This is a genomic window from Vibrio sp. 2-2(8), assembly GCF_963888495.1.
Taxonomy (GTDB): domain Bacteria; phylum Pseudomonadota; class Gammaproteobacteria; order Enterobacterales; family Vibrionaceae; genus Vibrio; species Vibrio anguillarum.
On the sequence record NZ_CAWPJM010000033.1, the window covers coordinates 66865 to 82348 of the forward strand.

At 44.1% G+C, this 15484-nt stretch carries 15 protein-coding genes; 9 read left to right on the forward strand and 6 right to left on the reverse strand.

Going from position 1 to position 15484, the window contains the following annotated elements; all coding sequences use genetic code 11:
* Positions 1–2 precede the first annotated feature (2 nt).
* Positions 3–752, forward strand: a complete 750-nt coding sequence (gene moeB / locus AACV12_RS09560) for a molybdopterin-synthase adenylyltransferase MoeB (RefSeq protein WP_013867840.1) — start codon at positions 3–5, stop codon at positions 750–752.
* Between the two features lie 75 nt (positions 753–827).
* Positions 828–1658, forward strand: coding sequence for a sulfurtransferase (locus AACV12_RS09565; protein ID WP_170900240.1), 831 nt, complete (start codon positions 828–830; stop codon positions 1656–1658).
* A gap of 55 nt (positions 1659–1713) precedes the next feature.
* Here the strand turns inward: AACV12_RS09565 and AACV12_RS09570 are convergent, their stop codons facing one another.
* Together AACV12_RS09570 and AACV12_RS09575 are read right to left on the reverse strand one after the other, a co-directional pair.
* Complete coding sequence (locus AACV12_RS09570) at positions 1714–2994, reverse strand: glycoside hydrolase family 18 protein (protein ID WP_374956459.1); 1281 nt, start codon at positions 2992–2994, stop codon at positions 1714–1716.
* Between the two features lie 162 nt (positions 2995–3156).
* Complete coding sequence (locus AACV12_RS09575; protein ID WP_013867843.1) at positions 3157–4149, reverse strand: sugar-binding transcriptional regulator; 993 nt, start codon at positions 4147–4149, stop codon at positions 3157–3159.
* A 455-nt stretch (positions 4150–4604) separates the two neighbouring features.
* Here AACV12_RS09575 and tal point away from each other — a divergent pair, with 455 nt between their 5' ends.
* Both tal and tkt read left to right on the forward strand, forming a co-directional pair.
* Complete coding sequence (tal, locus tag AACV12_RS09580) at positions 4605–5555, forward strand: transaldolase (protein WP_170900241.1); 951 nt, start codon at positions 4605–4607, stop codon at positions 5553–5555.
* Positions 5556–5630: 75 nt separating this feature from the next.
* Positions 5631–7625 (forward strand): transketolase, encoded by a 1995-nt coding sequence (gene tkt, locus AACV12_RS09585; protein WP_339377067.1) that lies wholly within the window; start codon positions 5631–5633, stop codon positions 7623–7625.
* Between the two features lie 113 nt (positions 7626–7738).
* On the opposite strand, the gene AACV12_RS09590 is transcribed toward tkt, so the two are convergent.
* Positions 7739–8356 (reverse strand): OmpA family protein, encoded by a 618-nt coding sequence (locus AACV12_RS09590; RefSeq protein ID WP_013867846.1) that lies wholly within the window; start codon positions 8354–8356, stop codon positions 7739–7741.
* 154 nt (positions 8357–8510) lie between these two features.
* Between AACV12_RS09590 and AACV12_RS09595 the strand changes: the two genes are divergently transcribed.
* Complete coding sequence (locus AACV12_RS09595) at positions 8511–9137, forward strand: thiol:disulfide interchange protein DsbA/DsbL (protein WP_096037097.1); 627 nt, start codon at positions 8511–8513, stop codon at positions 9135–9137.
* A 19-nt stretch (positions 9138–9156) separates the two neighbouring features.
* A complete protein-coding gene (locus tag AACV12_RS09600) occupies positions 9157–9630 on the forward strand; it encodes an FKBP-type peptidyl-prolyl cis-trans isomerase (protein ID WP_017046439.1) in 474 nt (157 codons plus the stop codon).
* Positions 9631–9657: 27 nt separating this feature from the next.
* Here AACV12_RS09600 and AACV12_RS09605 read toward each other — a convergent pair whose 3' ends face one another.
* Positions 9658–10263: a beta-phosphoglucomutase family hydrolase gene (locus AACV12_RS09605; RefSeq protein ID WP_047690369.1), complete on the reverse strand. Its 606-nt coding sequence runs from the start codon at positions 10261–10263 to the stop codon at positions 9658–9660.
* Positions 10264–10457: 194 nt separating this feature from the next.
* Here AACV12_RS09605 and AACV12_RS09610 point away from each other — a divergent pair, with 194 nt between their 5' ends.
* Positions 10458–12230, forward strand: a complete 1773-nt coding sequence (locus tag AACV12_RS09610) for a methyl-accepting chemotaxis protein (RefSeq protein WP_094123417.1) — start codon at positions 10458–10460, stop codon at positions 12228–12230.
* A gap of 96 nt (positions 12231–12326) precedes the next feature.
* Here AACV12_RS09610 and AACV12_RS09615 read toward each other — a convergent pair whose 3' ends face one another.
* Both AACV12_RS09615 and AACV12_RS09620 read right to left on the reverse strand, forming a co-directional pair.
* Positions 12327–12896: a YceI family protein gene (locus AACV12_RS09615; protein ID WP_013867851.1), complete on the reverse strand. Its 570-nt coding sequence runs from the start codon at positions 12894–12896 to the stop codon at positions 12327–12329.
* The gene (locus AACV12_RS09620; protein WP_017047204.1) at positions 12893–13432 is read right to left on the reverse strand and encodes a cytochrome b; all 540 of its coding nucleotides are present in this window, start codon (positions 13430–13432) and stop codon (positions 12893–12895) included. The genes AACV12_RS09615 and AACV12_RS09620 overlap by 4 nt, the downstream gene beginning before the upstream one ends.
* 341 nt (positions 13433–13773) lie before the next feature.
* Between AACV12_RS09620 and AACV12_RS09625 the strand changes: the two genes are divergently transcribed.
* Complete coding sequence (locus AACV12_RS09625; protein WP_026027861.1) at positions 13774–14409, forward strand: hypothetical protein; 636 nt, start codon at positions 13774–13776, stop codon at positions 14407–14409.
* Positions 14410–14687: 278 nt separating this feature from the next.
* The gene (locus AACV12_RS09630; RefSeq protein WP_013867855.1) at positions 14688–15479 is read left to right on the forward strand and encodes an EAL domain-containing protein; all 792 of its coding nucleotides are present in this window, start codon (positions 14688–14690) and stop codon (positions 15477–15479) included.
* Positions 15480–15484 lie beyond the last annotated feature (5 nt).

Sequence of the window (15484 nt, forward strand, 5' to 3'; positions counted from 1 at the left end):
CTATGGAGATCCTATCTGATCAAGAGCTACTTCGTTACAACCGACAAATCATTCTCAAACAGTTTGATTTTGAAGGACAAGAAGCACTTAAACAAAGCTCTATTTTAATTCTTGGCGCAGGAGGATTGGGCTGCGCTGCAAGCCAATACCTTGCCACGGCAGGTGTTGGTTCACTCACGCTCATCGATGATGATGTGGTTGAGCTCTCTAATTTACAGCGCCAAGTGCTGCATAGTGATGCCGATATTGGACGTAAAAAAGTAGACTCAGCGGCAGAGTCACTGCGTATGCTTAACCCGTATTTAACGGTAAATACCGTTGATCAACGCCTTGAAGATGCACAATTGAAAGCATTAATTGAACAGCATTCTTTGGTGCTGGATGCATCAGATAACCTTGATACTCGTAACCAATTGAATAAACTCTGCTTTCAAACTAAAACACCACTGGTATCTGGTGCGGCGATTCGTATGGAAGGGCAAGTCAGCGTGTTTATGTATCAGCACCCAGACGAGCCCTGTTACCAATGTTTAAGCGCTCTTTTTGGTAGTAACGTACTCACTTGCGTCGAAGCGGGCGTAATGGCTCCTGTCGTCGGGATTATTGGCGCGGTACAAGCGATGGAAGCGATCAAAGTGATCGCCCAATATGGGCAGGTAAAACAAGGCAAAATTTTGATGTTGGACGCCCTTTCAATGACGTGGAGAGAAATGAACTTAAGCAAACTCGCTCACTGCCAGACTTGCCAGTAAATGAAAGACAAAGACTCAATACTGTCTTTCTCGTTCGTCCACCGCGTCAGCCCACACAATAGGAGAGTTAAACTCATGTCACCACTCGTCTCCCCCCAATGGCTAGCACAAAAGTTAGGCGACCCGCGCACCGTTATTCTTGATTGCAGTATTGAATTCCAAATTCCCAGTGAAACTGAGAAAGATACTCTGCATAACATTCCCGGCGCTCGGCGCTTTGATTATGATGGTGAATTTTGTGACCTACAATCGCCACTACCTCATATGATGCCTAGTGAAGATCGCTTTAACCAATTAGCACAATCGATCGGTTTAAACCACGCTTCGATCGTCGTTGTCTATGACAATAGCGGGACGTTTGCATCACCGAGGGCATGGTGGATGCTCAAAGCGATGGGACATGCGTCGGTATACGTTCTTGATGGTGGATTAACCGAATGGAAACGCCAAGGTTTACCCGTTGTAAAAGAGTACACACATGCCTTTAAACACGGAAACTTCCATGGCACGCTCGATCCTCGCTATTTTGTGAACGCAGACTATGTGCTTGCACAAATAGAGAACCCAGAGAGCTTAACTGTTGATGCCCGTTCACAAGCTCGTTTTTTGGGTCAAATAAAAGAACCAAGAGAAGGCGTGCGCAGCGGCCATATTCCTCACTCTATTTGCTTACCTTTTACAGAGTTGATGAATGGGCATAAGCTTAAATCACCGCAAGATCTACAACCTATTATGCAAGCAACGCTGACTGCTGGAAAAGAGCAATACATTTTCAGTTGTGGCTCAGGCGTAACCGCCTGCATTGTGCTGCTGGCTGCGCAAATTTGCGGCTACGAAAAACTGTGCGTTTACGATGGTTCGTGGACAGAATGGGGGCAACGCACTGAGCTGCCTATTGAGCTTTAGTCTCTGAATCAAATCCCCATCATTGTGGGGATTTGATCATGTTTTACAAAGCGTGTTATTTCAACTCATCAGCCATTGCTTTGATCAATTCATTTGAAGGATCACCTGAAAGTTCCCATGTGAAAATTCCCCCTAGCTTCGCTGATTTTGCCCATTTGGCTTTGGCGCGCACTGAACGTTCATCTTCATACGAGATAAATACTTTCTTTTCTGCATTCCATAAATATGGTGCTTGCGATTCTTGATCGTAACCATATTGATACCCTTGTGCCGCGCGATAATTTTTCATCAAATCCCAGAACATGAAATAGCCATTTTCACCGGTCCCAAACGGCGCTCCCTGCTCAGACACAAGATCAGCCGTAGGCAAACCACCCTCATAATCTTGAGTGCCTTGCCAACCACGTCCATAAAACGCCGCGCCGATAACCAATTTCTCGCTTGGTATACCCAATTCGATCATTTGATTGATAAACACATCGGCTCCCATTCCCCACCAACTGCGATCCGTCGCATGTAAATTGGTTAAATGGCCCGTTTGCGTTCCCCAACCACCCAGAAAATCATAAGTCATCGCAAACATATTGGTTAAATAAGGGGATACGGCGGGCCAATCTATCTGAGCCGCTTTCGCTCCAACACCAACAGCAGTAGAAAGTTCATAGTGGCGAGCCGTCTTTTTACTCAACGCATCCAAATCAGCACGTAATGTTTTCATCAGCTCGGTATAGGCCTGTTTTTCTGCTTCTTTTTGTTCGTCGGTTAATTTCGTATCCGGATTCCAAGGCGAAGTAGTTAAACCGCCACCACCCGGATATTCCCAATCGATATCGATACCGTCAAAAAAGGCGTACTGCTCTATGAGTTCAACCGCTGTTTTGGAAAAATGCTTGATCGTAGCAGGATCTTTTATCATTGCGTGGAACGGTTCAGACATTGTCCAGCCGCCAAATGAAGGCAGAATCTTAAGCGTCGGATAGTCTTTCTTCATTTGTGCAAGTTGAGCGAAGTGACCTTTGTAAGGAACTGGTACATCGACTGCGCCAAACTCTTTTTCTAGTGCGGATTTAGTATCAACAACAATCGCACTAAATGGTGCTTTTCCTTCACATTGCTTAGCGATTTGCTTTTGTACGGTTTCACTGGCTCCAGAATGGGGGCCACACATACTCAAAAAGGCGTAAATAACATGAGTCAAGTTCTCTGCTGGAATATCTTTAACTGTGTAGGGGTTTTGCTCATTTTCATATTGCCAATCAGCAAAGTAGCCCGCCACGACGGGTTTGGTTGTCTCTGCAGCGGCGTTAAATGACGCAACAACGAGAAGGGCGATCATCAACTTGTTCATAAGTTTCTCCTTGGGTTTGCGTCAATACAGCAGAGAAATATATTTTAAGTTTAAAAATAATCAGCCAATGCGAGCCAAACTCAGATCTTAAAATCACGTTACAGTTATTGCAGATTAATTTATGAGCCTAAATTCACTAACCTGAATCCACTAACCAATGACGGTTTGTATCTGCTCATCTAAATTCAATACCGTTAACGCGTTGCTTACGCTGGTGGCAATCACATCAATTGCACCGGTGCGTAGCGCCCCAAGCAGCGCTAAAGGTTTGCTGTTTTCAGCCGCGATAGCGATCACCTCGGCAATCGGTCGAAATTCGTCAATCCCTAACCCAATAACACGATCGCTCATCACCGTATTGGCAGCTTTACCGTGGATATCAAAAAAATCATAACCAGCGAAATCCCCCACTACACCTTGCTGTAAACGCGACTGCACCACTTCATCGGCGGTAAACCAACCGAGATCGACCATATAGCTGTTTTCACTCATATCCCCGATACCCACTAACGCAATGTCTGCCTTACGTGCTAAATCTAAGGTTTGTTTGACGGTTGCATTTTGCATAAACGCCAATTTTTGTTCGCGATTTTCAGCATAGGCAGGCGCATAAAGCGTTTCAGAGCTTCCACCGTATTTTTTGGCCAGTTGCCGACAGATATGATCCGCATTAAACATCCCACCTCTTGGGTGAATGCCACCAATACTACAGACAAACTTACACTCTCGTGGTGTGATCACGCCAATATGATGCGCAACGGCCGATACATTTCGGCCTTGACCAACGGTCACAACCATGCCGTTTTTTAGCGTACTGGTCAGGTAATTGGAAACCAACCCCGCCACTTGTTGGCGCTGCAACTCTTCGCTAGGTTGGTCAAGTGCAACCAGCGCACGTTTTACGCCAAAGCGTTCAATCAGTCGCTGCTCAATTTTGGCACTAAAAACAGGGTGATATTTCACCGTAATTTCGACAATCCCTTCATCGCGTGCCTGTTTAAGCATTCGTCCTACTTTGGCTCGTGAAAGAGAAAACTTTTTCGAAATTTCTTCTTGAGTTGCACCATCTTGGTAATAAGCCACTGAAATTTCAGTTAATAAGTCAGTATTTTCGATAGAAATGTCTTGATTGGGAGTGGTCATACGGGATCTCATGGTCAATATTGTGCGCAGAATAACGACAATTGAGCATTTGCTCATTGACCTAGCATAGGTTAAGCCTCATTTACTTTGCAACATTTGCTCACAGAAATTACATTTTCTCACTCTAATCAATGCACAGTAACGTTCGCTTTCAACCCTTGATAAATCTAAGCAAACGTTTATTTACCAGTGCTTAGATTAATTCACAAAAAAATAGTTGATTGATATCACTATAACCTCAGAACAGCGATTGACTTTCCCAGTGGATAAGATAAATATGGCTACATCATTTACTCAACGATCGAGCAAATGTTCAACGCAAATGTTCGGTCGCTGGAAATAATTGAGTTAGCTTTTCTGGCATGTGTAAGACATGATTATGTGATTGCTAACCCGCTTGCAAATGCCCAGCAAACTCAAAATCTGGCTTGGCCCAAAGAAATAGGATGATCGATATGAGCAATAAATTAGAGCAACTTCGTAAAATGACGACTGTTGTTGCTGACACTGGTGAAATTGACGCAATCAAAAAATACCAACCAGAAGATGCGACCACTAACCCATCTCTCATTCTTAAAGCGGCTCAAATTGCAGAATACGCGCCACTGATTGATGCTTCTATCGCATACGCAAAAACACAGAGCTCAGACAAGGCTCAACAAGTTCAAGATACTTGTGACATGCTTGCTGTCAATATCGGTAAAGAGATCCTAAAAACGATTCCGGGCCGTATTTCTACCGAGGTCGATGCTCGCCTCTCTTATGATATGGAAGGTAGCGTGACAAAAGCGCGCCAACTGATCAAAATGTACAACGATGCTGGCATTACTAACGACCGTATTTTGATCAAGCTGGCTTCAACTTGGGAAGGTATTCGCGCAGCAGAGATCCTTGAAAAAGAAGGCATCAACTGTAACCTGACTCTATTATTCTCCTTTGCTCAAGCACGCGCGTGTGCAGAAGCAGGCGTATTCCTGATTTCTCCATTCGTCGGCCGCATTATGGATTGGTATAAAGCCAAAGAAGGCCGTGATTTTGCACCGCAAGAAGATCCTGGTGTATTGTCCGTGACTGCTATTTACAATTACTACAAAGAACATGGCTACAAGACAGTCGTGATGGGCGCAAGCTTCCGTAATATCGGTGAAATTTTAGAGCTAGCAGGCTGTGATCGTTTGACTATTGCCCCTTCTTTACTGGCAGAACTCGAAGCAGCTGAAGGTGAAGTGGTTGAAAGACTGGTTGACTCTCAAGGTAACAAAGAACGCCCTGCAGCAATGACCCATGCAGAGTTCCTATGGGAACATAACCAAGACCCAATGGCCGTAGAAAAATTAGCGGAAGGCATCCGTAACTTTGCCATTGACCAAGGCAAACTTGAAGTCATGATTGCAGCCAAGTTGTAATCCACTTACGAATTAAAATTTGGGGAACGATTAACGTTCCCCTTTCCTTTCTAACTCTATTATTTGTCGGTAATTATTATGGAACGTAAACAATTAGCCAATGCCATCCGTGCTCTTAGTATGGACGGTGTTCAACAAGCTAACTCTGGTCACCCTGGTGCACCGATGGGTATGGCGGATATCGCTGAAGTGCTTTGGCGTAGCCACTTAAACCATAACCCACAAAACCCACAATGGGCTGACCGCGACCGTTTTGTGCTGTCAAACGGCCACGGCTCAATGCTGATTTACTCTTTATTGCACCTGAGCGGTTACGCGCTGTCGATTGATGATTTGAAAAACTTCCGTCAATTACACTCAAAAACACCGGGTCACCCAGAATACGGTTACGCGCCGGGCATTGAAACCACCACGGGCCCACTAGGCCAAGGTATTACCAATGCGGTCGGCATGGCGATGGCTGAAAAAGCACTGGCGGCGCAGTTCAACAAACCGGGTCACGACATCGTTGACCACTTCACTTATGTGTTCATGGGTGATGGTTGTTTGATGGAAGGCATCTCGCACGAGGCGTGTTCTCTGGCGGGCACACTGGGCCTTGGCAAACTGATTGCGTTTTGGGATGACAACGGCATCTCTATCGATGGTCATGTGGAAGGCTGGTTCTCTGATGACACGCCAAAACGTTTTGAAGCGTACGGCTGGCATGTTATTGCTGCGGTTGATGGCCATAACGCTGAAGCGATTAATGCCGCGATTGAGGCTGCGAAAGCAGACCCTCGTCCAACCTTGATTTGCACCAAAACCATCATCGGTTTTGGTTCGCCAAATAAAGCGGGCTCACACGACTGTCACGGTGCCCCTTTAGGCGCTGAAGAAATCAAAGCAGCGCGTGAATTCCTGGGTTGGCCGCATGCACCTTTCCACATCCCTAGCGATATTTACGCGCAGTGGGATGCCAAAGAAGCTGGCCAAGCGAAAGAAACCGATTGGAACGCCAAGTTTGAAGCCTACGCCGCCGCTTACCCAGCCGAAGCCGCTGAGTTCAAACGCCGCGTAAATGGCGAGTTGCCAGCAGAATGGGAAGCGAAAGCGAGTCAAATTATCGCTGACCTTCAAGCTAACCCAGCCAATATTGCGTCACGTAAAGCGTCACAAAATGCGCTGGAAGCGTTTGGTAAAATGCTGCCAGAATTTATGGGCGGCTCGGCAGACTTGGCACCGTCTAACCTCACCATGTGGTCGGGCTCTCAATCGCTCACGGCGGAAGATTTCTCGGGTAACTACATTCACTATGGTGTGCGTGAATTCGGTATGACTGCCATCATGAATGGTATCGCGCTGCACGGTGGCTTCGTTCCTTACGGCGCAACCTTCCTGATGTTTATGGAATACGCCCGTAATGCAATGCGAATGGCCGCGCTGATGAAGATTCAGAACATCCAAGTCTACACTCATGACTCGATTGGCTTGGGTGAAGATGGCCCAACCCATCAACCGGTTGAGCAAGTGGCTTCACTGCGTTTGACACCAAACATGAGCACATGGCGTCCGTGTGACCAAGTGGAATCAGCCGTCGCATGGAAGTTGGCGATTGAGCGTAAAGATGGCCCATCAGCGCTGATTTTCTCTCGTCAAAACCTAGCGCAGCAACCACGCAGTGAAACGCAAGTTGCGGATATCGCGAAAGGTGGTTACATCCTAAAAGAGTGCGCGGGTCAGCCTGAGCTTATCCTGATTGCCACTGGCTCTGAAGTTGAACTGGCGGTAAAAGCCGCAGAGCAACTTACAGCCGAAGGTAAGAAAGTGCGCGTAGTTTCGATGCCATCGACCGATGCGTTTGATAAACAAGACGCAGCCTACCGCGAAGCCGTACTACCAGCAGCCGTGACTAAGCGTATTGCAATTGAAGCAGGTATCGCCGACTTCTGGTACAAGTACGTTGGTTTTGGCGGCAAGATCATCGGTATGACTACCTTTGGTGAGTCAGCACCGGCGGATCAACTGTTTAAAATGTTCGGCTTTACAACTGAAAACGTGGTGAAACAAGCACAAGAGCTGCTTGCTTAAGCCTTCTTATTTTTAATGCAAAAGCCCAGCGAGTCATTCGCTGGGCTTTTTTGATCTTGTCGCGTGTGAAAAGAAATACATCACTTAAAAGGCACGCCACCAAAAGGCATAACTTAATTATTGGAAACAATAAATAACACTTCCACACGACGGTTACATGCTTTACCTGCATTGGTTTTATTCGTACAAGCCGGAACGTATTCACCATATCCACGGGTAAAAATAGAGTCCATCGCCACATTACTTTTCACTAAAGTGTTCTTTACCGCTTTCGCTCGACGTTCAGACAAACCATCATTAAAAGTGGGCGCTCCACTACTGTCCGTATGGCCATCAATCACAATATCAATACCGGGTTCTGAGGCTAAATAACGTCCCATCATAGTAAGCCAGTCACCAGAGCCAGAGGAGACGGTGGACGAGCCCGTTTCAAATTTCACCGTATCTTTCAATTTAACCATAATGTGGTTACCCGGGAGAACCTCGTAATCAACGCCATTCTTCAATAAAAAACTTTGCAAAGAATCATAGCTACTCACGCGCTGCTGTCCCATCGGGCCTTGAACACCTGTTGAAGCAATCTTCGGCGCATAGCCCCATTCAGGGTAGAGCACGTCAAAATCACCTTTTGGCGCTGCATCCAATAGATTGTCGCTAAACATTCGATCTGCGGTGGCTAATGTTCCACACCCCGTTAACAACATCAATAACGGTAAGGCTAAATACTTCATTCAAGCATCACTCCATTCTCTTACTACCTAAACTGTATCGGCCAAGACTGTAAAACTTTATATATATTTGGTAGCAATTTCGTGGTTGTTTCTGTTTTCCTTGTCACGGTAAGCCGTTAGAATTCGAGTATTCTTTTTTAACTCAATACTCGTTATGAAAAAAAACACACGCTATTGGTTGGCTCTCATCACAACACTACTGATTCTAGCAGGCTGCGGTGACAACACTACGCCACAAAAAGGGAAACAATATGATGAGCTTCCCGTAAGTCTTGCAACATACCGCCTGCCAGCCGTCACGGAAGTGTTTTCGCTGACTTGCGGACACTGTCGTTCAATGGAAAAGGTCATCCCAGAGCTAGAGAAAATAACAGGCGAAACATTTGGTAAACTGCATGTCACCTTTAACGAAGGCGCACAGATTGGAGCCATGATTTACTATTCAGCCGTGATGCAACTGGGAGCAATTCCCGATCATGCCATGATGGAACAGCTATTTTCGGTCGTGCAAATGGACGAAGAAGTAACGTTAAGTGAGCGTAAAGAAGCGATTGATTTGGCCTTCAGCCAACGAGGGCTAATCAGCCCGTATTCGTTAGATGATGAGCAGCAAAAACAGTTATTCCAAGAGATTCAGCTCGCTGATGATATTTCAGTAAAAGGCCAGATCAATGCCGTTCCAACCTTTATTGTGAAAGGCAAATATTTAGTCATCACCTCCGGTCATAAAGATGCAGCAGATATCGCGAATACCATCTCATATTTATTGACTCACCCCTAATCCACAAGGCTTTAAAAATATGTCTAAATTTGTATTTCCAATTATTATTTTTTTACTGGCTGGCTTTTTCATCTATCGTACGTGGAATAACCACAAAATTGCCGATGAAAATTTTGCTAAAGGCCAAGCGTTTTTGGCTGAAAATACTCAGCAAGATGGCGTGATAACAACCGAAAGTGGCCTACAATATCTCGTACTCCAACAAGGTACTGGCACCGTTCATCCGAAAGCCAACAGTCGTGTAAAAGTGCATTATCACGGTACTTTACTTGACGGTTCGGTGTTTGATAGCTCAGTTGAACGTAACGACCCGATTGTGTTTGGTTTGAAGCAGGTGATTCAAGGCTGGCAGGAAGGTCTACAACTGATGGTGGAAGGACAAAAAATGCGCCTGTTCATACCCAGTAATTTAGGTTATGGCAAAAGTGGCAGCGGCCCTATCCCACCTGCATCCGTACTGATTTTTGATGTGGAATTAATTGAAATCCAGTAAAGCGGTGTTGAGCCGCATTACGCGGCTCTATTCTTGAGAAGGGACCGGATAAAACACCAGTTTTCCTTCCTCTACCATCACACAATCCATTCCTCCAGCGTGAGCGGCTTGTTTACCCAAATGAGTATCTTCAAATACCACACAATGCTTAGGTTCGAGATCTAATAAAAAGGCTGCACGCAAAAATGTATCTGGATTCGGCTTATGGTTTTCAACATCAGACGCCGTTACTACAGCATCAAAGCGATTTAATAGCCCAGACTTTTTAAGCAATGCGAGTGCACTTTGCCTTTGGCTTCCAGTCCCAACCGCAAGCTTCTTTTTACCATAAAACTGCTCAACAACTTCATGAGTACAAGAAATTACCTCGCCACTATTTTCGATAGAAGAAAATGCCGCCATTTTAAATTGAGCGACCAGCTCTGGCACCAATTTGAGATCGTGCAGCTTATTGATTTGTGAAACGATTTTAGCGCTAGGCATGCCACCTAAACTGTGCAACCACTGTTCTGAGAATGGGAAACGAAAATGTTGCGCTGTTTTTGACCAAGCCTCTAAATGCGCTGGCATGGTGTCAAGCAACGTACCATCCATATCAAAAATAAGTCCTTGGTAATTTTCTAATTCAATCATGTTTACAGAGCGCCTCTAACAAATTCTATGGGAATCAACAAAATAAAAGTTCCAATATTGTGTCACGATAATGAATGTAATTTATATTTTTGCGTTCATTGATATACGCTTCATTTAATCCTAACATTCTAATTAAACATACTAATAATTACATTTTCATCAATTATTGTCATTTTACTTAGGTGTATAATCTCATGAGTATCAAACAAAAATTATATTCACTGGGTGCTATTGCGGTTATCGGGGTTCTGGTAATGTTAGCCACTACCACACATTTTTCCCAAACCACCGAAACGCTCAATCAAGCCATTAACTTAGTCGATAAACTTGAAATTAGACTGCTCAATTTGCGGCGTAATGAGAAAGATTTTCTTCTGCGAAGCGACGTGAAATACCTTGAAACCTTTAAAAAAAACAGCACTCTTTTTTTAGATCTGGAACAGCAACTTTCCCTCATCCTGTTAGATCGAGATCTCCCCTCTAGTAGCCAACTCCGACAAGATCTTTTGGCTTATAAACAAGGTTTTGAAAAATTGGTGCAGGCTTATAGCCTATACGGATTAAATGAAAAATCCGGCCTTTTAGCCACTTATTTACAAGCATTGGAAACCATAAAACCTAATGCTGATGATGCATTACTTTTAGAGCTGATGGCGTTTGATCAAAGCGTGCAGGTTGGAGAGCTGCAAAACAGCACAGTGACTAACCGTTTTCCGGCATTAGCACAGGCCGCCCAACAGCTTGTCGATCAGAAAAAAGTGATTGGTTTGAAATATAATCAAGGGCTACTTGGTGAAGTACGTAACCTTTCTCATAATGTTGAACAACAGTTTGTTACCTTTTCTGAAGTGTTAAATAAAGAGATTACAAGTATTGAGCAAGAACTTAACTATGTGAAACAAGGGCTCAGTGCGTTAGTGATCGTGCTAATCCTTGGATTTATTCTCCAAATAGCGCGCTCCATTAACGTGCAAGTGAGTAAGTTGTTGTCAGTAATGCAAATGATTTCAAACAGCAACAACATCAGTTTGCGTGTTGAGCTGACTGGCCGCAACGAGTTGGTATCGATCGCAACTTATTTTAATACCTTACTCGATAAGTTCGAAACTCTTATCGCTGGCTCTCAAACAAAGTCTCACCAGCTATCGAACAGTACATCAAGTATGCATAACGAATTAGAAGATGTGATTGAACAGTTTCACGTTCAGGCTGACCACACCACGACAATGGCAACGGCCGTTCAAGAAATGGTGTCCACCATCAGCGAAATTTCAGAAAGTACCAGTGTAGCGGTAGAAGGTGTACACAAAGCCGCGCACAATGCTCAGCAAGGGCGTTTGGTGGTGGAATCAACGGTAAAAAATGTCGATGAACTCTCACGAACATTGGAAAAAAGTCAAATCTCCATCGCCTCATTGAACAAGCATGTCGAACAAATTGGCGGTGCTGTTAACATCATTCAAGGTATCGCAGAGCAGACCAATTTACTGGCATTAAATGCCGCGATTGAAGCCGCTCGCGCCGGAGAACAAGGAAGAGGCTTTGCTGTGGTCGCCGATGAAGTCCGCGCACTTGCCAGCCGCACGCATCAGTCAACGGAAGAGATCACCAATGTCGTTTCTGCAATTCAAAGCCAAATGAGCACCGTTGTCACTGATATTGCACAATGCAATACTCAAGGCCATGCGACGCTAACGGCTTCAGGAGAACTGGATAATAGTTTACGTCAGATTCTCTCTGACATGGAAATGATACAAAGTAACTCTGAGCGAATCGCCTCTGCAATTGAAGAACAAGGCATTGTGATGAACCAAGTCAGTGAATCGATCACCGAACTTAACTCTATCTCTGATAATAATATGCACTCAGCCAAACAGTGTTTGATTGAAGTCGATATCGTTTCCAAACAAGCAAACGACATGGACAACGCGGTCGCCGAATTCCAGACTCAGAAATCCGTCAGTTAGCCAATGTATAGAGATAAAATATAGCGAGAGTTAGTGAAAAGGGTCTAGAGTTAGACCCTTTTATTCATGTTTGCTTAAAGCATAACAAGATGTGGATTACTTTTGTATTCCTTCAACATAGAGTTCCATATCGACATAGCTTGAAGCGCCCATTACTGCAATATTGAAATCCGCGAGTTCGATACGTGTTGTCCCCGAAAAACCAGCGCGTTGGCCACCCCATGGGTCTTTACCTGCACCAATAAATTCTGCATCAATAGTAATGGGTTTGGTTTGACCATGCAGAGTAAGATCACCGAGCACTTCTAGTTTACCATTCCCTTTATCAACCACTTGAGTACTGGTAAACGTGGCTTGTGAATATTTTGATGCATCAATGAAATCAGCACTACGAATATGTTTATCACGTTCAGCATGGTTACTGTCCAAGCTGCGAGTATCCACATTAACTTTCACTTTTGAGCTTGCAAGGTCGTTAGGATCGTAGGAAAACTCACCATCAAACTTGTTAAAGCGGCCCTTGGTAAAGCTATAACCAAGATGGCTGACTTTAAAGTTAATTGAAGCATGCGCACCTTTGGTATCTATAACATAGTCAGCAGCGTTTGCACCTAGCGGCATGAGTGTTGCGAAAGCCAATCCAGTAGCAAGTAACGTTTTCTTCATTTAGAAGCTCCTATCATTTTTCGTAGCGTATCGTCTTTATCAATAAAATGGTGCTTGAGTGCGGCAACAGCGTGCACGCCTGCTAAAATAATCAGCGTCCAAGCTGCGTAAAAGTGAACCGTACCAGAGAGATCGGCTTGTCCTTCAAACAACAAGCCCATACTTGGTACAGTAAACCAATTGAAAACATCAATCCCTCGGCCATCTTCTGTTGAGATCAAATAGCCTGATACAAACAGCGTCATCAATAATAAATACATTAATCCGTGCGCCGCTTTAGCCGCAATGCGCTCATAGTGGCCGCCACCAATGGCAGGAGAGACACTCACCAACTTCCATAGTATGCGGAACAGGGTGACCGCGAGCAGCAACAAACCGACAGATTTATGCCAATGTGGCGCGGTGTTATACCATTGACTGTAATAGGTTAACTCAACCATCCAGATCCCAGCACCAAACATACCGATGATAACGAGTGCGGATAACCAATGGATAAGACGCGTGACTAAGTTGTAATTTTTAACTTCAGTTGTCATAAATTTTCTAAACCAGCAAGTGAAACAGCAACAAAGTGAATTGAATCTATATTCTAGCCTAAATTATTAACACAGTATTTACCATACTTTACATTGTGGACATACTTTAGTACTGATTGAGTTATTCGAAAAAACTGAAGGAACTTATTGTGGATATAGATAACCACGACTTAGGCTCAAACAACTTGAAACAACGGTAGCTTCAAATCATAAGGGTTTAACACCTGTAGAATGCTCGTATTAGAAGAATAGTGTGAAAGATCAAGAACTCGCCATTTGCTGCTCGTGCTTGTTGATAACTGTGGTAATCTTGCTTGGCTTTATTAAAGGAGAACAACGAGTTGCTACTGGACATACTCACGCAAAGCGTCAACGAATTTCAAGCTGACTGTCTAAAACTTTGTGAAAAGCACTACCCCACCATACACAACCAAGGAATGAGTGAACATCACTTAGGACTAGCTTTTGCTCGCAGGTTGGCTCGTACACTCAGTGAATTTGGGCACCCATGCCACTATTCTGTTATTGAATCAATCCCTCAGCGAGACATGCCACACCACTACCGAGTGAGCAGTGATGCAGGAACAGTATGGATCCTGACTCACCATATGGTCAGTGCTGGTAAAACCTGTCGAGAAAAGTTGATGCAAGACATTGCGCAGTGGAAATATGAGTACGCTTACGCGATTCAACCGAATGATTTACTGTTATTACTGACCGATCACTGGATCAGTCGTAGCCAAAAAAGTCGCGAGTTACTTCATTGGTGGACAGGGCAATTACCCGATGAAATAGATCAATACCTCGCACAAGGTATCACGCTGTATGAAAGTGACTCATTGCTAACTCAATCTTTAGAGAACCGTTTTCAAATTAGCCCTTGTTATATTAAATTTAGCCATCCTTTAAAACGCTCTAAAAACCAGCAACTAGTCCGAAAATACGTTCAATTATATGCCGTATTACAATGGGCGTAACGTAAACAAACCGCCCTCATTTTCTTCCAAATTCTAGATTTTATATTACCCTCTTCATTGGGCTGTCTTCTGATTTAGCACACTCTCAATCAATTGAGCCTGCCGCATCACATTCACTAAATAATTCAATATTTGTGACGCTGTTTTGACAACCCACAAATTTTCATCTTAGCCAAAGGTACAATTGACAAAGGTCAAGGTGGGTCAATAATATGGCATGGCATATTGGCGCTCGGATGCTTCAAGCAAAAATTAATGATTAGGATGTCGAAAATTGTATGCTTTTAACTAACAAAACTCAGTTTTCAAAATGCATGTCTCTGGATTCCGATGGCCAGTTTATTGCTCATTACCAACATCTTGTGCTGCGAAGCGTTTTCCAGCCGATATTCTCGCGGGATAACCGTATTGTGGGCGTTGAAGCCCTAGTGAGAATAACCGCCAATGGCAGCACGACCATTCGCCCCGATTGTTTTTTCCATTCCGACACTATTAATCCCATCGACAAACTTAACGTAGAAAGACTCAGCCGAGTTATCCACATCCGAAACTATGCCCTTTCCGAATATCGTCAATGCCAATTATTTCTAAATTTACTGCCTGTCGCGGGTGAATTGTTTGCCATCAGCGACATCAACAAAGCATTGCTATGCGATCGCCTCAAAGAACTGCATATAGAACATAATCAACTGGTCATGGAATTGATTGAAATCGATTCAGAAAATGAAAGCAAGCTGCAATGCGCAACGCAAAGTCTGGCTGCAAATGGTTTTAAAATTGCCATTGATGATTTTGGTACTCAAGCCTCAACACCACAACGGGTTAATTTGGTGACGCCTGATATCATCAAATTTGATCGAAGCTTATTACTCAAATATATGCAAGGTGATTGTGACCCACTTATGGATGGCATTACCCTTGCGAAACAGAATGGTTCCAATACCGTTGTAGAAGGCATCGAAACCCAAGCGCAACTCGAAGCAATGCAAAAACTCGATATTGATATGTTTCAAGGCTATTTTTTAGCCATGCCGGAAGCGATAGTACCAGCCATTAAGATGGCCATTTAATCGCG